This window comes from Herbaspirillum hiltneri N3, assembly GCF_001267925.1.
Classification (GTDB): domain Bacteria; phylum Pseudomonadota; class Gammaproteobacteria; order Burkholderiales; family Burkholderiaceae_D; genus Herbaspirillum; species Herbaspirillum hiltneri.
On record NZ_CP011409.1, the window covers coordinates 2,444,698 to 2,463,961 of the forward strand.

A 19,264-nucleotide genomic window follows, 5' to 3' on the forward strand; every position below is an offset into this window, starting at 1 on the left:
GCGGTGCTTGCTAAGGCATCAACGACGGGTTTCGACCTGGACCAGGGGTTCAGTCGACTGCGGCGGCAATGGCTTGCGTTCGCGCGGCACGTGCGGCGCGGGCACGATCAGGGCGGCGGCGGCCTGGGCTGCGCGCAGTTTTTCCGGATCGGTACTGGCAAGGGTCAGACCGGCCGACGACAGCATGTCGTTGAGGTCATTCCATTGCTTGCCGTTGGAAACTGCCGGAGCCGCTGCAACCGGGGCCGGTGTCGGAGCAACAACTGCCGCAGGGGCGGGAGCTGCTTCAATGACTGGCGCTGCAGGCGCCGCGGCAACCACCGGAGCCGGTTCCACGGCTGCCGGAGCAGTTGCTTCAGACAGCAGGCTGATCTGTTGCGGCGCAGGGGCTGCAACAGGAGCAGCAACAGGAGCAGCAACGGGAGCAGCAACAGGAGCAGCAACAGGTGCGGCTTCCGCCACAGGTGCTGCGGCGACAGGGGCCGGCGCTGCAACGGCGGCTGCTGTTTCCTGAACCGGCGCCGAAGCAACTGGTGCAGGTGCAGCTTCGACCGGCGTTTCAATTGCCGGAGCAGCTTGTACGGCGACCGGAGCTTCAACAGGAGCTGGAGCAGCGACCGGTGTTGCGGCAGGCGCCTTTTCGTACCATGGACGCTCATTGTCTTCGGCAGGCGCAGCTACGGCTGCGGCTGGAGCGGCAACTTGCACCGGCTCTTCGCCATCCACGCCATCAGCGGATTCGCCTTCGGCGTTTTCGCCACCGTTTTCGCCGTCACGATCGCGGCGATTGCGGTTGCGGCCGCCACGGCGGCGGCGACGACGCGGTTCGCCTTCTTCTGTTGCGCCGTCAACTTGATTGCCTGCCACTTGTGCAGTGTCGGCGCCTTCGACGTCGGTCACTGCGACAGCAGCAACGCCGGTCGCCAGAGCGGCTTCCAATGGCAATCCATCTTCCGCTTTCGGCAGGTCCTTGCGCTCTTCGCGTGGAGGACGCGGCGTACGCGGTTGACGTGGTTCACGCGCTTCGCTGCCTTCGCGCGGTTCGCGATTTTCCTTCGGCTCACGCGGTTCACGGCCTTCGCGCGGCGGGCGTGGTTCACGCGGTTCGCGCGGCTCACGCTCGTTGCGGCCCTCTGCGCCTTCACGCGGCTCGCGTGGTTCGCGGGCTTCCTTCGGTTCGCGCGGTGGCCGTGGCGGACGGGCCGGCTTGCCTTCGTATTCCTGCTTGCCGGATTCGTCGCGGGCGTTTTTCTCAGATGCGCCGCCGTCGCGCTCTTCGCGCTCGTTGCGGTTGCGGCCATTGCGGTTGCGACCGTTGCGATTGCGGCTGTTGCGGTCGGCGTGGTCGCGTTTTTGCGGGGTCTTGGTTTCGGCCGGTGCGGCGACAGGCGCCGCTTCCACCGGTTTGGTGCGGAAGAAGCTCCAGATCTTGCTGAAGAAGCCCGATTCCGGCGCCAGGGTAGGCACTGATTCAACCGGCGCCGCCACCTTGCGTTCGACGATAGGCGCCGGCTGGTCAGGGGTGATGCCCTTGACGACGGCTTCCTGGCGCGGCTTGATGTCTTCCTTCTGGCGCTTGCTGTAACCGATGTCGGTTTCAGCCTCTTCAGCCATGGCATAGCTGGCTTGGGCGTCGTCCAGGCGCGGATCGTCGTGCTTGATGCGCTCGAGCTTGTAATGCGGGGTTTCCAGATGCTTGTTCGGGATCATGATGACCGTCACGCGGTGGCGTGTCTCGATCTTCAGGATTTCGCCGCGCTTTTCGTTCAGCAGGAAAGCGGCGACGTCGACCGGAGCCTGGACATGGATGGCGGCCGAGTTTTCCTTCATCGCTTCTTCCTGGATGATGCGCAGGACTTGCAATGCGGACGATTCGGTATCGCGGATGTGGCCGGTGCCGTTGCAACGAGGGCAAGTCACGTGGCTGCCTTCGGACAGCGACGGACGCAGGCGCTGGCGCGACAGTTCCATCAGGCCGAAGCGCGAGATCTTGCCCATCTGGACGCGGGCGCGATCATGGTGCAGGGCGTCTTTCAGGCGGGATTCGACTTCACGCTGGTTCTTGGCGTTTTCCATGTCGATGAAGTCGATGACGATCAGGCCGCCCAGATCGCGCAAGCGCAATTGGCGGGCCACTTCGTCGGCGGCTTCAAGGTTGGTGTAGAACGCGGTGGTTTCGATGTCGCTGCCGCGAGTGGCGCGCGCCGAGTTGACGTCGACGGAGACCAGGGCTTCGGTGTGATCGATCACGATGGCGCCGCCGGAAGGCAACGGCACGGTGCGCGAGTACGCGGTTTCGATCTGGTGTTCGATCTGGAAGCGCGAGAACAGCGGCACGTCGTCGTGGTAGCGCTTGACGCGGTGAACCATGTCCGGCATCACGTGCGCCATGAACTGCTGGGCTTGCTCGTGGATGTCGTCGGTATCGATCAGGATTTCGCCGATGTCAGGCTGGAAATAGTCGCGGATCGCGCGGATCACCAGCGAGGATTCCTGATAAATCAGGAAAGCGCCGGAGCCGGACTGGCCGGCGCCTTCGATGGCGCGCCAGAGTTGCATCAGGTAGTTCAGGTCCCACTGCAGTTCGTCGACGTTGCGGCCGATGCCTGCGGTGCGGGCGATGACGGACATGCCGTTGGGCAGGTCCAGCTTGTCCATGGTTTCGCGCAGGGTGGCGACATCGGCGCCTTCCAGTGTTGCCGCCAGCACCTTGATGCCGTTGACGTCGACCGCTTGCGCGAGCAATTCGTCGCCCTGGTTGGACGCCAGCCTGGATTTCAATCCGGCCAGTTCCTTTTCCAGCGCCTTGACGTGGTCCTGCACCTGCGCAATGCGCTGGGTCAGTTCTTCCGGCTGCGCCTTCAGGGCCGCGGCCGCTTCGGCGACGCGGTTGCTGAGGGTCTGCACCAGCGCCAGTGCGCCTTCGCCGCTGACGGCTTCGACGCGGCGAATGCCGGCTGCGACGCCGCTTTCGGCGACAATCTTGAACAGGCCGATATCGCCGGTGCGCGACACGTGCGTACCGCCGCACAGTTCACGCGACGAACCGATCGACAGCACGCGCACTTCGTCGCCGTACTTCTCGCCGAACAGCGCCATTGCGCCGGCGCCGACGGCATCGTCGTAACCCATCAGTTTGGCTTCGGTCGCGGCATTGGCGAGGATTTCGCGGTTGACGATTTCTTCGACGCGGCGGATTTCATCGGCGCTCATCGGTGCGTTGTGGCTGAAGTCGAAACGCGTCTTGTCGGCGTCGACCAGCGAACCCTTTTGCGACACGTGGTCGCCCAGTACTTCACGCAGCGCCTTGTGCATCAGGTGAGTGGCCGAGTGGTTGCGCATGGTTTGCGCGCGCTGCTCGCCGTCGACCTTGGCTTCCACGACATCGCCCACCGCCAGCGAACCCTTGACCAGGCTGCCGTGATGGCCGAACACATCGGGCTGGATCTTTTGCGTATCGGCCACCGCGAACAGCGCATTGGCTGCTTCGAGCACGCCGGCGTCGCCCGCCTGGCCGCCCGATTCGGCGTAGAACGGCGTGGTGTCGAGCACCACGATGGCGTCCTGGCCGGCTTCGACCTTGGCGACGGCGCTGCCGTCGACGTACAGCGCAGTGACCTTGGCCTGCTGCGTCAGCGCGTCATAACCGACGAATTTGGTCTTGTCGCCGCTGTATTCGATGCCGGCAGCCGATTTGAATTTACCGGCGGCGCGGGCCGTCGATTTCTGGCGCTCCATGGCAGTGGCGAAACCGGCTTCGTCGAGTTCGACATTGCGTTCGCGGCAGATGTCGGCGGTCAGGTCGAGCGGGAAACCGTAGGTGTCGTACAGCGTGAAGGCGGTCTCGCCGTCGAGCTTGCCGGCATTCTTGGCCAGCGCGGCTTCGAGGATCTTCATGCCGTGTTCCAGCGTTTCGCCGAAACGTTCTTCTTCCTGCTTGAGCACTTGTTCGACACGCGCAGCGGCGGCCGGCAGTTCCGGATAGGCGGCGCCCATTTCGGCGACCAGATCCTTGACCAGCTTGTAGAAGAACGGCTGGGTCTGGCCCAGCTTGTGACCGTGACGCAGCGCGCGGCGGATGATACGGCGCAGCACATAGCCGCGGCCTTCATTGCCTGGAATCACGCCGTCGACGATCAGGAAGGAGGTCGCACGGATGTGATCGGCGATGACCTTCAGGGAATTGTTTTCCAGATCGTCGACCTTGGTTTCGCGCGCAGCGGCCTTGATCAGGCGCTGGAACAGGTCGATCTGGTAGTTGCTGTGCACGTGCTGCAGGATCGCCGCCAGGCGTTCCAGGCCCATGCCGCTGGTACCGCCGACGACCAACAACTTCTTGCCTTTGAATTGATTGCTCACGTGAATGCCTTTCTTCCTGTCTGCGACAGGTAAGGATTAAAAAACGGGACAAGATGCAGGAGCCATTCCATCCCATGTTGAAGTGACCATAGAAAAACTATCGCATGACGATCAGTACGCTACTGGCCAGGCGGATACTCATCCGCCCTTGCTTCAATGAAGACCAGATTCTTCTCTTATTTCTTTTCACGGACAAACGAGATAAAGTGTCTTCTATTGAAATATTTTCTTTATCGGAATGAAAACGCTGGCACATTTGAATGCGCTGCGCGCCTTTGAGGCGGCAGCCCGCCACCAGAGCTTTTCGGCTGCGGCCGAGGAACTCCACGTCACGCCGGCAGCAGTGGGACAGCTGGTGCGCACATTGGAAGATTGGCTGGGAACGCCGCTTTTCCACCGCGGCACCAGTGGACGCGCGCGCCTGATCTCGACCGAGGCTGCCGAACGAGCCCTGCCGGATATCCGTGCGGGATTGGATCGTTTGTCTCTGGGGTTGGAACGTCTGAAGGAGGGCTCGGCTAACGGCGTACTGACCGTGACCGTCAGTCCGGCCTTCGCCGCGAAGTGGCTATTGCCTCGCATGGAGCGTTTTCAGTCTGCATGGCCGGATACCGATGTGCGCCTGGACACCAGCCTCAAGCCGGTGGATTTCATCGCGCAACGTATCGATATCGGCGTGCGCTACGGGACGGGGCAATGGCCGGGGCTGGTCGGCGTCAAACTGATGGATGAAGAAGTCTATCCCGTGTGCTCACCGGAACTGCTGCAGAAAAAGAAGCGCTTGCGCAAGCCGGAAGATCTTGCTCAGGAGACCCTGATTCACGACCTGTCGATGGACGGCCATGGCGCATTTCCGACATGGCATGCCTGGCTGAAAAAGGCGGGGGCGACGGATGTGCCGACGGCGCGCGGGATGAAGATCAACAACTCCGCAGCGGTCCTGCAAGCCGCCATTGAAGGGCATGGTATTGCACTCGCGCGCAGCGTCATGGCGAGGGACGATCTTTCTGCCGGCAGGTTGGTGCGGCTTTTCCCGGACATCCGGTTCTCTTCGCCCCTGGCCTACTATGTGGTGTACCGTGCGGAATGCGAAAACCTGCCTAAGCTGGTGGCTTTCAAGGACTGGCTATGGAGCGAAGTGACGCGGGCGTAGATGGTCAATGCCCGCACCATGGCGTTACGGGACAGTTGACGCAGGCTTCGCGACATCCCGAACGCAAAAAATACCAATTGAACAATATTGCTACTTGTAAAAAGCTTCGACCTTGCCTTTGACCTTGGTCAGCAGAGGATTGCCTTTGCGATCCAGCGCCTTGCCGGCCGGAACTTTGATCCATCCTTCGCTGATGCAATATTCGTCGACATCGGTACGCTCTTTGTCATTGAGGCGGATGCCTACTTCATGTTCAAAGATGGCGGCGTTGAAATAGGGGCTGCGCGGATCGATCGAGAGCCGGTCAGGGAGCGGGGGGCGTTGTGTAGTGTCGTTCATGGCCGCAATTATCAACGATAAAATTGCGCAAAACAATTCTTTGTTGAGACCGCCGGATTGGGCTTATTCGATCTGCGACCGAACGAATAAGCCTGGCCGGTCCTCCCGCATCGCCAATAAATTTTGCGAAAGCATCGCGCTTGTCGGCTACCATTCCCCCTTCGATGACATGAAGAAGAGAAACGGCCATGGGCATACTGGACGATGCGATACGCGAAATACGGCAGGAGAAGCAGGCAGCGGAAGACGAATTGCGGCAGGCGCTGGAAGATTTCGACATGATCACTTCCCGTGCCGTTGACGCGGTGAAGAACACGGTCGCTGCGTTGCGGGTGGAATTGCAGGCTGCGAACTGGTGGAGCGAAGAGCTGAAAGAGGAGAGCCGGAAACCGGACTACCTGAGCCTGAGTTTCCGCGTACGCCGCCATGCAGAAACCCCCGATTCCGCAACCAATCCCGCCTATCTCTATGCCATCAGGTTTGACGCCCTGGGCGGCGCCGTCCGGATAACGGATTCAGTCGATCCCTTGCTGGAGCCGCTGGAATTTCGCGGCGTGGCCAGGCAGGATTTTGGCGCGGATCTGGAAAAGGATCTGAAGCTGTTCCTGAAGGCGATTCTTTACAAGCATTGAATTCCCGGTATCGACATCCACATTTCCTTGCGGTGTCGTCAATCGACTTTCCGGCCGGCATGGCATGCCTGAACAGGCGTCCCGAAGCCGCGCAGCAACTCCACCTTTGCATCCCCATGTCATCACTGAAGTACCTGAACGCCTATTCCGAGCAAACCCGTACGCAAGTGTCGCAACTCATCGCCGAGGATCGCTTGCGCAGCGTGCTGCTGCAACGCTATCCGAAACCGCACGAACTGCGCACCGACAAGGCGCTTTATCAATACGTGCAGGAGTTGAAGACCGAGTTCCTGCGCAATGCCGAACCGATCAACAAGGTCGGGTACGACAGCAAGATTCACATCATCAATCATGCGCTGGGCATGCACACGTCGATTTCACGTATCCAGGGCGGGAAGCTGAAGGCAAAGCACGAGATTCGCGTCGCCACCTTGTTCAAGGAGGCGCCGATCGAATTCCTGCGCATGATTGCCGTCCACGAGCTTGCCCATCTCAAGGAAAAGGAACACGACAAGGCGTTCTACAAACTGTGCACGCACATGGAGCCCAACTACCATCAATACGAATTCGATCTGCGCCTCTACCTCACGGAAATCGATCATTCCGGACGACGTATCTGGGGCGTTGAAAAATAGGGGGCGCATCTCGCTCCGCAGACGTTGTCGGTGCATAAAAAAAAGCCCGCAACCGGAATGAGCCGGTGGCGGGCGAGACAGCCGTTTCGAGCTGCAAGGAGATGCGGTATCGGGTCGGCCGACTGCACGAAGTCGCGCCGGCCGGCCGAGGTCTTCCCGTGTTCTAAACGTGTGCGTCGCGACCGCACTGCGCGTGAGGTGCATCCGTAAAGAGCGGCATCAGGCGCAGGCGACGCTCGTCTTCGTCTTCGGCACGCTGGTCTTCGGCGTCAAGGAATTTCAGATGCTTGTCGACCGAAAAACACGCCCACACGAGGAGCACGTCGAGAAGAATGATTCCGATGCTGGTCAAGCTGATGCTGGAGCCCATGATTGAATCCTTTCGGTCGAGATGTTGCGCTAGGAACGCTGCATTTGACTTAATCATACTCAACGGAATGTCGCCCTCATATCAGTCAAATCCTGATTTCCCAAGGGCAACGGCAGGCATCGCGCCTTGGCGCCGGTGCGTGTCTGCGCGCCTGATCAGGAACTCGCCGCAGGTACGTTCACGCCCGTCCCGTCCGGCAGCAAGGTGGCGATCTCGGCCAATTCATCCGCGCTTAACCGAAACCCGGCCGCCGCCATGAGCCCGTCGATTTGTCCGGGGCGACGGGCCCCGACGATCGCTCCCGTGACGGCCAACTGCCGCAGGACCCAGGCAATCGCCACGGCGGCGGGTGTCAATCCGTGGCGTTGGCCGACGCGGCGCATGACTTCGACCAATTCCAGATTGCGGCTCAGGCGCGGCTCCTGATAATCGGCACTGCGCGTCTTGCGCCAGTCGTCGTCGGGCAGTTGCGCAATGCGTGCGCGCGTCATCGCGCCGGTCAGGAGGCCCGATTGCAGTGTTGAATAGGCGATCACGCCGATGCCCGCCTGGTCGCAAAATGGCAGAATTTCCTTCTCCACCTCGCGCATCAGCGCCGAATAGGGCGGCTGCAAACAAGCAATCCCCGCCACCGATTGCGCACGCCGAAGTTGCGGCACGTCGAAGTTGGAGACCCCGATCGCCCGGATCTTGCCCTGCTCTCGCGCCTTGGCAAGAGCGCTGACGGCGGCTTCGATTCCGTCATCCCGGCCGCCCGCCGGAAAGGCCGGCCAATGGATCTGATACAGATCGATGGTCTCCACCTGCAGGCGCCGCAAACTGCCTTCGATTTCTCTGATCAGGGAATCCGGCGCCAAGGTGTGCGAGATCTCTTTTGTCACCGGATCCCACACCAGGCTTCCTTTGGTAAACACCAGCGGACGACGAGACGCCGGCACGCGCCGGAGCACCTGGCCCACGATTTCCTCCGCGTGCCCCAAGCCGTAGACGGCGGCCGTGTCGATCCAGTTGACGCCGCGTTCGACTGCATATTCCATCGCCGCGAGGCTCTCTTCATCGTCTTGAGCGCCCCAGCCGAATTCCCAGCCCGGACCGGCAATCGCCCAGGTACCCAGGCCAATGGGAGAGATGGAAAGGTCGCTCTTTCCAAGCCGTCTTCGTTGCATTTGCATTTTCGTTTCTCTTTCAGGTGAGGAGGAAGTTGATCGCCGTGGGCCGCGCAACTGCGTGAGCCGATGGCAGCGCATCAGTGTGTCCGCTGGAGTGGAAAACGATAAGACCGGTTATGCTTGATGGATTGATGAGAAAAATTCAGCTATGACACCAGATTTGCATGAACTTGATGCCTTCGCCGCAGTAGCCCGTCACCGCAGTTTTCGCAAGGCGGCTGCGGAACGAGGCATCACGGCTTCTGCCTTAAGCCATGCGATGCGTGTCCTGGAAGATCGCCTGGGTCTGCGCTTGCTGAACCGGACGACGCGCAGCGTGACGCCGACCGAAGCCGGTGAACTATTGCTGGCGCGCTTGTCGCCTGCGTTGCAGGACGTGGCCGAGGCCTTGACCGCTCTCGCCGCCATGCAGGAGCAGACCTCCGGCACGCTGCGACTCAACATGCCCCGCCCGGCAGCCAGATTGGCGGTGGGCCCGCTACTGTCCCGCTTTATCACGGCCCATCCGCGCATCCAGGTGGAAATCGTGACCGACGATGGCCTCAGCGATATCGTCGGCGCCGGATTCGACGCCGGCATTCGCTTCGGAGAACGCCTGGCCGGAGACATGGTTGCGCTTCCCATCGGGCCGCCGCAGGCATTCGTGATGGTGGCGTCTCCGTCCTACCTGGCGCAGCACGGTACGCCGCGGGAGCCGGCCGACTTGCTTTCGCATGCCTGCATCGGAAGGCGCTTTCCGAGCGGGACACGATATGCGTGGGAATTATCGGGCAAGGGCCTGCCGCTGACGTTGTCGGTCAATGGCGCGTTGGTGCTTGATGATGACGCCCTGATGATCCAGGCGGCGCGCGACGGACTGGGCGTAGCCTATGTCTATGAAACCATGGCGCTCGATGCGCTGGCCTGCGGAGATCTGGTGACGGTGCTCCCTGCCTGGAATGCGCCGGCGGCGCGTTTTTTTCTCTACTATCCGGGACGACGCAATCTCCCGCCTCCCTTGCGGGCATTTGTGGATTTCATCCGCGCCTGAATCGAAGCATCTCCGTCTGCTGTCTTGATTCCAACTGCTGATATCGTTTTCAGCGACATCGCTGCGCGCGGCGCGGTCGCGTGAAGGCAACGATGCCGAGCATTGAGCGGCCGGAATGTTAACAATTAAATAATTTGAATTAAGGTCCAATGCAAAGACGAAAGCGCAAAACACGGAAGATGCGCGGTTAAGCTCGCGTTACACGATTGATTAAGCTCTGGTTAACTGCCAAAATATTGCCTGGCTTCAAAGAAAATGAAATGCCGGGACTGTTCGCAGTTATTCGCAGTTCCGGCCGATATAGAAAATATGGGGAGATGCGCAAATGCAGCATGCGTTGGGGAAGCGGGTATCCGCTATCGGGACAAATTATTCGTCGCTGGCCAAGACCGCGGCAAGCGGTGCCATCGGCCTGCTGATACTCAGCGGCTGCTCAACGCTGGACATCGACTCGGCGCGACTTTCAACATCGGAGATTCGCTCCACTCTCGCCGAGGATCGCGCCGCGCTGACCCGTGATGTGGCTCCCTTGAGCGGCCCGCTGACCTTGAACGAAGCAATTGCCCGCGCCATCAAGTACAACGCCGATCGCCGCTATCGGGCCATGGAAGAAGCTGTCGCCATGGGGACGTTCGAAGCCGGCCAGTTCGACATGCTGCCCAAGCTGGTTGCTTCCGCCGGTTATCGTAGCCGCAACAATGACCTGATTACCCGCAGCACCGATTCAGTGACCGGCGCGCCTTCATTGGCCAATCCTTACATTTCTTCCAGCCGCACTGCCGTCACTACCGATGTCGGCATCTCCTGGAGCCTGCTCGACTTTGGACAGAGTTATTACGCAGCCCGCCAAAATGCCGATCGCGTCCTGATTGCCGGGGAACGTCGACGCAAGGCGCTGCACAATCTGATCCTGGATGTGCGCACGGCCTATTGGCGCGTCGTCGCGGCACAAAAACTGATGCCTCTGCTGCGCACCACCATCACTGAATCCGAGCTGGCGCTGAAGGATGCGCGCAAGGCCGAAGCGGACCGCATCCGGTCGCCCCTGGAGCCGCTGCGTTATCAGCGCCAACTGCTGGAAAATTTGCGCCTGCTCGAAACCATAGAACAGGAACTCTCGGCTGCGCGCATTGAATTGGCGACGCTGACAGCGATACCTCTGACCGTTGACTACACGGTCGTCGATCAGGCCGGCGACATCAATACGGCATGGCTTGGCCAACCGATGGACAAACTGGAAGAAGTGGCATTGCTGCGCAATCCCGATTTGCGCGAAGGCATCTACAACGCCCGCATCGCGCAACAGGAAACCCGGCGTACGCTGCTCAAATTTTTCCCCGGCTTGTCGTTCAATTACGGCTACAAGCGTAGCGACGACGATTATCTGATTCATCAGAACTGGACCGAAGCGGGTGCGCAGATCTCATTCAATCTGCTGGGCTTGCTGTCTGCGCCTGCGCAAATGCGTCTGGCCGATGCGGGGGTCGCACTGGCGGATCAGCGCCGCATGGCGATACAGATGGCTGTGCTGAGCCAATTGCACATCGCGCGATTGCAATACGCGAATACGGCTCAACAGTACGAGCGCTCTGACGCCATTGCGCAAGTCGATGTGCGTCTTGCTCAGCACATCGCCAATCAGGCCAGTGCGGAAAAACAATCGACGCTGGACAGAATTTCGCAACAGAGCGCCGCGGTGCTGTCCCAATTGCGTCGCTACCAGGCCTTGTCGAACGCGCAAGCGGCGGCATCACGCCTGCAAGCGACATTGGGTATGGAACCTTCTGTGGACGCGACATCGGACATGCCGTTGGAGGCATTGACGGCGGCCGTCGACAAATCCCTGCAGGCGTGGAATCAGGGTGTCTTGCCGGAACCAGAGAGTCGTCCATGATTTCAGCCTTACACGGTGGGCGCGGCCGGCTGGCATTTGCCTATGCGTTTTCCTGTGCGTTTACACTGCTTGCATCAACTGGCTACGCCGCTGCGCCGCAGGCCTCAGCCGGATCTGCAACCGGATCAGCCCTCGAAAATCGCGAAATCCGCGCCCAATTGGCGCCACGCCGTTACACCACGTTGGCGGCTGAAATCGGCGCCAAGATCAATCGCTTGCCATTGGTCGAAGGTGCTGCATTCAAGCAAGGACAGGTGCTGGTGCAATTCGACTGCATGTTGCAGCAGGCCCAGCTGGCGAAAGCCAACGCTGCATTGATGGCCGCCGATGCCACGTGGCGCGGGAATCAAAAACTGGCTGAGCTCAATTCGGTCGGAAAGATGGAACTCGAGGTGTCGAAGGCCGAAGCGCTCAAGGCGCAAGCCGAAGTCGCCGCCAACCGGACGCTGATCGGGAAATGCCAGATTTCCGCGCCATTCGCCGGTCGCATCGCCGAGCAAAAGGTGCGGGAACAGCAATACGTGCAGCCCGGCCAGGGACTGATGGAAATCATTGACGACAGTCAGCTGGAACTGGAATTCATCGTCCCTTCGCGCTGGCTTGCGTGGCTGCGCAATGGTGCGGCGTTCCAGGTCAACATTGACGAAACCGGCAAGACTTATCCAGCCAAGGTGCTGCGCATCGGTGCGCGCGTCGATCCGGTCAGCCAGTCCGTCAAGCTGACCGCGGTGATTGACGGCCACTTCAGTGAGTTGATTGCCGGCATGAGCGGCAAAGTCCTGATCGCACCACCACGCTAGTATCTGCGCGCGTTCAATTGAATTGTTCAGTCGCGATCGTTTCAATTGTTCAATCGTTCCAAACGCCCCTCACATAGGAGCACGCCATGAACCAGTTGATTTCTTCCCTGCGTCGCGCTGCCGCCGATGCCGCTGTTGCTGCTGTTGCCGATACTGATAAGCCAGCCGTCCGTCGGCCGCTGCGGCATGCATCGCAATTGCTGTCGCTGGAACAACGCTTCATGTTTGACGGCGCTGTCGCCGACGCAGCACACGCCGCCCAGGCGCATGACAGCGCGCCGCCGCCAGTGCCGCCGGCAGTCACGGTGCGAGCCGCCGATCCGGCCAAGGACGAGGGCAAGAAAGAGGTGGTACTGGTCGACACCTCCGTCGCCAATTACAAGAGCCTGGAAGCCGGCGTCCGCGATGGCGTAGGCATCGTCGAGTTCGACGGCAGCAAGGACGGCCTGGCGCAGATCGCGCAATGGGCGGCCACGCAAAACGGACTGGATGCAATCCACATCCTCTCGCATGGCTCGGAAGGTGTAATCAACCTCGGCACGGCGCGGTTGGATGAAGCGACGCTGGGAACCGCCACCACCCAGGCTGAACTGGCGCAACTTGGCCAGGCCCTGACCGCCGACGGCGACTTGCTGTTGTACGGCTGCGATGTCGCCGCCGGCGACAACAACACGCTGATCGCCGATCTGGCGCAGGTCACCGGCGCCGATGTCGCGGCGTCGCGCGACGCCACCGGCGCGGCAGCCATCGGCGGCAACTGGACGCTCGAAGCGCATGCCGGCAAGATCGACACCAAAGCGCTCGACATCGCCGACTATCAGGGCCTGCTCACCTTGATTACCTTGTCCGGCAGCGACGCCGACTACACCTCGACCACCATCGTCAAGCAGGTCAACGGCCAGAACATCACGTTTTCCGGCGGCGCCAGCGCCGGCGGCCTGGGCATTGACGGCACCTATGGCACGGACGGGTTGTACGCCTATCAAGGCCCGACCAATGAAGTCAAACTGACGATCACAATCGGTTCCGGCTACAGCTTCGACATCAGCTCGTTCGATGTCGGCGTCCTGACCGGCTCGCTGAGGATAGACTTTACGTATGCCGACAATACAACCGACACGCTGACAGTCAACTCGCTGGCCAACGGCTGGCAGACCGTGCTCAATTCCAGCCTGAGCAAACAGATCAACGACGTCAAGCAGGTGGTGTTCAGTTCCGGCGATTTCGGGCTGTTCCAGAATTTCGACATCACTGACGTCAAGGCTGTGCTGCACCCGCCCACGGTCACGGTCAACAGCGCCAGCCTGTCGGCCGACACCGGCACCAGCAGCAGCGACTTCATCACCAAGACCGCCGCGCAAACCATCAACGGCACGCTGTCGACCAACCTGAGCACGGGCGAAAAGGTTCAAGTGTCGTATGACAACGGCAGCAGCTGGACCGATGCCACCAGCTACACGGTCGGCTCCAGCAGCTGGAGCACCACCACCACGCTGGCCGGCAGCAGCACCTTCCAGGCGCGCGTCACCAATAGCGACGGCTCCAGCACCGCCTACACGCACAGCTACGCGCTGGACACCACGGCGCCCACCACCAGCTTCAGCGGCATCGCGCTGTCAGCCGACACCGGCAGCAGCGGCAGCGACTTCATCACCAAGACTGCGGCCCAGACCATCACGGCCACCCTGAGCACAACGCTGACCGCCGGTGATGTCGTCTACGGCTCTCTGGATAACGGCGCCACCTGGACCGACATCACCAGCAAGGTGTCCGGCACCACGCTGACCTGGAACGGCGCCACCCTGGGCGCCGGCAGCAGCTCCATCGCGTTCAAGGTGACCGACGCAGCCGGCAACGACAGCAGCCTGAGCTCCCATAGCTATACGCTGGACACCACCGCGCCCACCACCACTGTGGCCACGGCGGCCTTCTCCAACGACAGCGGCACCTCGTCGTCCGACTTCGTCACCAATACGGCGGCGCAGGACCTGAGCGGCACGCTGTCGGCCAACCTGGCCGTCGGCGAGACGGTGCTGGTATCGCTCGACAACGGTTCGACCTGGACCACCGCCACCACCACCGTGGGCCAGAACACCTGGTCGCTGGCCGGGCGCACGCTCACCGCCAGCAACACCCTCAAGGTCAAGGTCAGCGACACCGCCGGCAACGACGGCAGCGTATTGAGCCAGGCCTACGTCTACGACACCACGGCGCCGACCATCGCCTTCAACAGCCTGGCGCTGTCGGCCGACACCGGCGGCAGCAACAGCGACTTCATCACCAAGACTGCGGCCCAGACCATCACGGCCACCCTGAGCACCACACTGGCCGCCGGCGACATCGTCTACGGTTCGCTGGACAACGGCGCCACCTGGACCGACATCACCAGCAAGGTCAGCGGCACCGCCCTGAGCTGGAACGGCGTCACGCTGACCGGCAGCAGCACGTTGCAGCTAAGGGTCGTCGACGCCGCCGGCAACAGCGGCAGCGCCAAGACCCAGGCCTACACGCTCGACACCAGCACCCCGGCCACGCCCGGCACGCCGGTGCTGGCAGGAGCCAGCGACACGGGCGCCTCCGGCAGCGACGGCGTGACCAGCGACACCACGCCGACACTGAGCGGCACGGCCGAGAACGGCAGCACCGTCACCGTGTTCGACGGGGCCACGCTGCTGGGCACCGTCACCGCCGGCGCCGGCGGCTGGACCCTGACCACCGGCGCGCTGGCCGAAGGCAACCACACCATCACGGCCGTCTCCACGGACGCCGCCGGCAACGCCACGGCCGCTTCGGCCGCGCTGACCATCAACATCGACTCCACCGCGCCCACCGTCGCCTCGGTGGCCGTGCCGGCCAACGGCACCTACTACAATGGCAATCCGCTGGACTTCACCGTCAACTTCGACGAAGCCGTCACCGTCGACACCACCGGCGGCACGCCGCGCATCGCCCTCGTGGTCGGCGCCACCACGCGCTACGCCAGCTATGTGTCCGGCTCCGGCACCAGTGCGCTGGTGTTCCGCTACACCGTGCCCGGCGGCGACGTCGATGCCAACGGCATCACGGTCGGCGCGCTGTCGCTCAACGGCGGCACGCTGCGCGACACCGCAGGCAACAACGCCGCGACCACCCTCAACAGCGTCGGCAGCACGGCCGGCATCAATGTCGACGGCACCAGCCCGAGCGTGACCGGCATCAGCGCCACCACTGCGGACGGCAGCTACGCCGCCGGCCAGACCATTACCATCACGGTAGGCTTCTCCACAGCGGTGGACGTCGACACCAGCGGCGGCACGCCGACGCTGACGCTCGACAACGGCGGCGTCGCCAGCTACGCGGGCGGCTCGGGCAGCAGCACGCTGACGTTCACCTATGTGGTCGCCGCCGGGCAGAACAGCGCCGACCTCGACTACGGCTCGACCGCCGCGCTGGCGTTCAACGCTGCCACCATCACCGACGCCGGCGGCAGCCACCGGCCTGCCGACCTCACGCTGGCCACGCCGGGCACGGCCGGCTCGCTGGGCGCCAACAAGAATATCGTCGTCGACACCACCGCGCCGACCAACACCGTGGCTGGCGCCAGCTTCTCGTCCGACACCGGCAGTTCCAGCACCGACTTCATCACCAAGACTGCGGCGCAAACCATCAGCGGCACGCTGGCGTCAAACCGGGCGGCCGACGAGCAGGTCTACGTGTCGCTGGACAACGGCGCCACCTGGACGCTGGCGACCAGCAGCGCCGGCGCCAACACCTGGTCGCTGGCCGGGCAGACGCTGTCCGGCAGCGGCACCCTGAAAGTGCGCGTCAGCGACAACGCAGGCAACAACGGTACCGCCTACTCGCAGGCCTACGTGCTCGATACCACGGCGCCCACCACCAGCTTCAGCGGCATCGCGCTGTCGGCCGACACCGGTGCCAGCAACAGCGACCTGATCACTAACACGGCGGCGCAGACAATCTCCGCCACGCTCAGCAGCGCCCCGGCGGCCGGCGACATCGTCTACGGCTCGCTGGACAACGGCGCCACCTGGACCGACATCACCAGCAAGGTGTCCGGCACCACGCTGACCTGGAACGGCGTCACCCTGGCCGCCAGCAACACGCTTCAACTGCGCGTGACGGACGCCGCCGGCAACAACGGCGCCGCCACCAGCCGGGCCTACGTGCTCGACACCACCGCCCCGACCACCAGCGTGGCCAGCGTGGCCTTCTCGGCCGACAGCGGCGCCTCCGGCAGCGACTTCATCACCCGTACGGCGGCGCAAACGGTAAGCGGCACCCTGTCCTCCAACCTGGCGGCCGGCGAATCAGTGCTGGTCTCGCTCGACAACGGCGCTACCTGGAACACCGCCAACGCCACTGTCGGCAGCAATGCCTGGTCGCTGGCCGGCCAGACCCTCAACGCCAGCAACACCCTGCTGGTCAAGGTGACCGACACCGCCGGCAACGACGGCGCCGTGCTCAGCCAGGCCTACGTCTACGATACTGCGGCCACGGTAGCGACCGTCGACACGCTGCAGACCGACAGCAGCACACCCACGTTGACCGGTAATGCCACCCTGGCCGCAGGGGAAACCATGACGGTCACTGTCGGCGGCGCTACGTATAATGTCGTTCCGGTAGCAGGGCATTGGAGCCTTGATCTGTCCACGGCCGTCCCGGCGAGCGGTGTTTTGGCGCTGCCTACGGCGCATCGTTACGAGGTGGTGGCAACCGTCACCGATATCGCCGGCAACACGTCCAGCGACGTCAGCAGCAACGAACTCACGGTCGGAACGATTGCAACCGTTGCGCCATCGTCGCCGCTACCGCCTCCGCTGCCGGTGCAAACGCAAATCCCGCCGCCTCTCGCCATACAGACCGGAGGAGAACCGGCGTCTCCCGGACTGCCTCCAAACGAGGCAAGCATCGCGCCCATCCTCACGCCTTCCGTCGCCTGGAGCAGTCCGTTGATGTCCGGCGTCTTCACGCTTGATTCGACTACGTTGTCCGAACCTCAGGCGCTGACCAGCGGCCGCCCGGATCTGATTGGCAACGATGGCGTCCTGATCAGCAATACGCCTATTCCCGACCTGAACGTACGCAATAATGGTCCTATCTCTCTTCAGGTGCCCGGCGATGCCTTCTCCTACGGCGGAAATGCAAGCAGCCTGCAGTTGAACGCGACCCTGGCGGACGGCAGGCCGTTGCCGACCTGGCTCAAGTTCGATCCCTCCACTGGCCGGTTCACAGGTACGCCACCCCTCGGATTTGAAGGTACGCTGAATTTCAAGGTCAGTGCGCGCGACAGCCAGGGCCACGTCGCGGTACAGACGTTCAAGATCGTCGTCACCAAAGAGGGACAAAACAACCAGCGCGCGCAGCTTGAGCGCGGCCAGCAGGAACCGGCGGGACGTCCCGGCCTGAACGAACAAATCAGATCGGCGCATGCGGCGGGAGCCGATCGCCTGGCCCTGTTGTCGCGTAGTCCGGCGACGACGCGATTGCGTGCATGAATCCGGGCCCGGTCTTCAATCCTCTGCTGGCCCTGCTGGAACTAGCACAAAGTGCGCGCGCGGCGAGCAGCCCGAACGAGCTGGCCTTCCTCGCCGTCAATGACAGCCGCACCCTGGCGCCTTACCGCCAGGCCGCACTGTGGTTTGGTGCCGGCGGTGTTCACACCCTGTCCGGCGTGGTCGCGGTCGAGGCCAACGCGCCCTATGCGCAATGGATCGACCAGTTTTGCCGCGCGCTTGCCGAGCAGCATGACGCGAATACGCCGCTCGCGGTCGAAGCCGCGCGGCTGCCGCCCAAAGTCACCGCCGCCTGGGACGAATGGCTGCCTCCTTGCGTCACATGGATACCCCTGAACAGAACCGGGCGCGTAACTGAAGACCGGTCCGGTACCTCCGGCCAGGCCGGCTTGCTGCTGGCGGGCGATCTGGCGCTGTCGGCCGAGCAGTTGGCGTCGCTGTCGGAATGGATGGACATCTGGCAACACGCCTGGCGCGCCCTGCATCGCGGACCGCGCTGGTCGCTGGCGGCCTTGCCGACTTATCTGCGCAATTGGTGGAACGCTTCCTTGCCATCCTTGCGCTGGCGTCGCCGCGCCGCGGTCGCGGTCGCCGTACTGGGCGTATTGCTGTTCCCGGTGCACCTGACGGTGCTGGCTCCGGGTGAACTGGTTCCTGCCAATCCTGCCACCATCCGCGCGCCGCTCGACGGCGTCATCGCCAACTTCACCGTCCGTCCCAATCAGTCGGTCGCGTCCGGCCAGGCACTCTTTTCTTTCGACCAGGCGCCGATCGACAGCAAGCTCGATGTCGCGCGCGAAGCGCTGTCCACCGCCCAAGCGGAATATCGGCAGGCAGCGCAGATCGTGCTCAACGATCCCCGCGCCAAAGCGCAACTGGCGGGGCTGCTGGGCAAGGTCGCTGAAAAGCAGGCGCAGGCCGCCTTCCTCGAGGGCCAGGCTCAGCGCTCGAAAGTACTGGCGCCGCAAGCCGGCATCGCCTTGTTCGACGACCCGTCCGAGTGGATCGGACGCCCGGTGCAAACCGGCGAACGCATCATGCAGATCGCGGCTCCCAATGACGTGGAGATCGAAGCCTGGGTGCCTCTGGGCGACGCGATTCCCCTGCCGGACCAGGCGCCGCTGCATCTGTATCTGGCATCGGCGCCATTGACGCCGCTCTCCGGCACGCTGCGCTATATGGGACATCGCGCAACAGCGCGTCCCGACGGCACTTATGCCTATCGCGTGCGCGCCAAGATCGACGCCGCGACTGACCAGCGCATCGGCCTGAAAGGAACCGCAAAGCTGGTGGGCGACCGCGTGCCCCTCGTCTACTGGATATTGCGGCGGCCATTGGCGAGCATTCGCCAGTTCCTCGCCGTGTAAACA

General features: G+C 62.7%; 12 protein-coding genes. 8 read left to right on the plus strand and 4 right to left on the minus strand.

Features of this window, described 5'->3' with window-relative positions; all coding sequences use genetic code 11:
* Nucleotides 1–18: 18 nt before the first annotated feature.
* On the minus strand, nucleotides 19–4,305 hold the full coding sequence (gene alaS, locus F506_RS23795) for an alanine--tRNA ligase (RefSeq protein ID WP_083458255.1): 4,287 nt from the start codon (nucleotides 4,303–4,305) through the stop codon (nucleotides 19–21).
* A 292-nt stretch (nucleotides 4,306–4,597) separates the two neighbouring features.
* Between alaS and gcvA the strand changes: the two genes are divergently transcribed.
* Entirely contained in the window at nucleotides 4,598–5,512 is a 915-nt protein-coding gene (gcvA, locus tag F506_RS11135) for a transcriptional regulator GcvA (protein WP_053197471.1), read from the plus strand.
* 90 nt (nucleotides 5,513–5,602) lie between these two features.
* On the opposite strand, the gene F506_RS11140 is transcribed toward gcvA, so the two are convergent.
* Nucleotides 5,603–5,851 (minus strand): DUF3297 family protein, encoded by a 249-nt coding sequence (locus F506_RS11140; protein ID WP_053197472.1) that lies wholly within the window; start codon nucleotides 5,849–5,851, stop codon nucleotides 5,603–5,605.
* 188 nt (nucleotides 5,852–6,039) lie between these two features.
* On the opposite strand from F506_RS11140, the gene F506_RS11145 reads away from it, so the two are divergent.
* Together F506_RS11145 and F506_RS11150 are read left to right on the plus strand one after the other, a co-directional pair.
* A complete protein-coding gene (locus F506_RS11145; protein ID WP_053197474.1) occupies nucleotides 6,040–6,483 on the plus strand; it encodes a hypothetical protein in 444 nt (147 codons plus the stop codon).
* A gap of 116 nt (nucleotides 6,484–6,599) precedes the next feature.
* A complete protein-coding gene (locus F506_RS11150) occupies nucleotides 6,600–7,118 on the plus strand; it encodes a YgjP-like metallopeptidase domain-containing protein (RefSeq protein ID WP_053197476.1) in 519 nt (172 codons plus the stop codon).
* A 163-nt stretch (nucleotides 7,119–7,281) separates the two neighbouring features.
* On the opposite strand, the gene F506_RS11155 is transcribed toward F506_RS11150, so the two are convergent.
* Nucleotides 7,282–7,488 carry a hypothetical protein gene (locus tag F506_RS11155; protein ID WP_053197477.1) on the minus strand — a complete coding sequence of 69 codons (207 nt, stop codon included), beginning with the start codon at nucleotides 7,486–7,488 and terminating at the stop codon, nucleotides 7,282–7,284.
* A gap of 155 nt (nucleotides 7,489–7,643) precedes the next feature.
* Nucleotides 7,644–8,660 (minus strand): aldo/keto reductase, encoded by a 1,017-nt coding sequence (locus F506_RS11160; protein WP_200907728.1) that lies wholly within the window; start codon nucleotides 8,658–8,660, stop codon nucleotides 7,644–7,646.
* 145 nt (nucleotides 8,661–8,805) lie between these two features.
* Between F506_RS11160 and F506_RS11165 the strand changes: the two genes are divergently transcribed.
* The 5 genes from F506_RS11165 to F506_RS11185 all read left to right on the plus strand — a co-directional run bounded on the left by F506_RS11165 (nucleotide 8,806) and on the right by F506_RS11185 (nucleotide 19,261).
* Nucleotides 8,806–9,687 carry a LysR family transcriptional regulator gene (locus tag F506_RS11165; protein ID WP_053197480.1) on the plus strand — a complete coding sequence of 294 codons (882 nt, stop codon included), beginning with the start codon at nucleotides 8,806–8,808 and terminating at the stop codon, nucleotides 9,685–9,687.
* Nucleotides 9,688–10,012: 325 nt separating this feature from the next.
* On the plus strand, nucleotides 10,013–11,581 hold the full coding sequence (locus F506_RS11170; RefSeq protein WP_083457760.1) for a TolC family protein: 1,569 nt from the start codon (nucleotides 10,013–10,015) through the stop codon (nucleotides 11,579–11,581).
* Nucleotides 11,578–12,381 carry an efflux RND transporter periplasmic adaptor subunit gene (locus tag F506_RS11175; RefSeq protein ID WP_083457763.1) on the plus strand — a complete coding sequence of 268 codons (804 nt, stop codon included), beginning with the start codon at nucleotides 11,578–11,580 and terminating at the stop codon, nucleotides 12,379–12,381. Before F506_RS11170 ends, F506_RS11175 begins: the two co-directional genes overlap by 4 nt.
* Nucleotides 12,382–12,467: 86 nt before the next feature.
* The gene (locus F506_RS11180) at nucleotides 12,468–17,876 is read left to right on the plus strand and encodes an Ig-like domain-containing protein (protein ID WP_053197482.1); all 5,409 of its coding nucleotides are present in this window, start codon (nucleotides 12,468–12,470) and stop codon (nucleotides 17,874–17,876) included.
* Nucleotides 17,873–19,261: an efflux RND transporter periplasmic adaptor subunit gene (locus tag F506_RS11185; protein WP_053197483.1), complete on the plus strand. Its 1,389-nt coding sequence runs from the start codon at nucleotides 17,873–17,875 to the stop codon at nucleotides 19,259–19,261. Before F506_RS11180 ends, F506_RS11185 begins: the two co-directional genes overlap by 4 nt.
* Nucleotides 19,262–19,264: the final 3 nt, after the last annotated feature.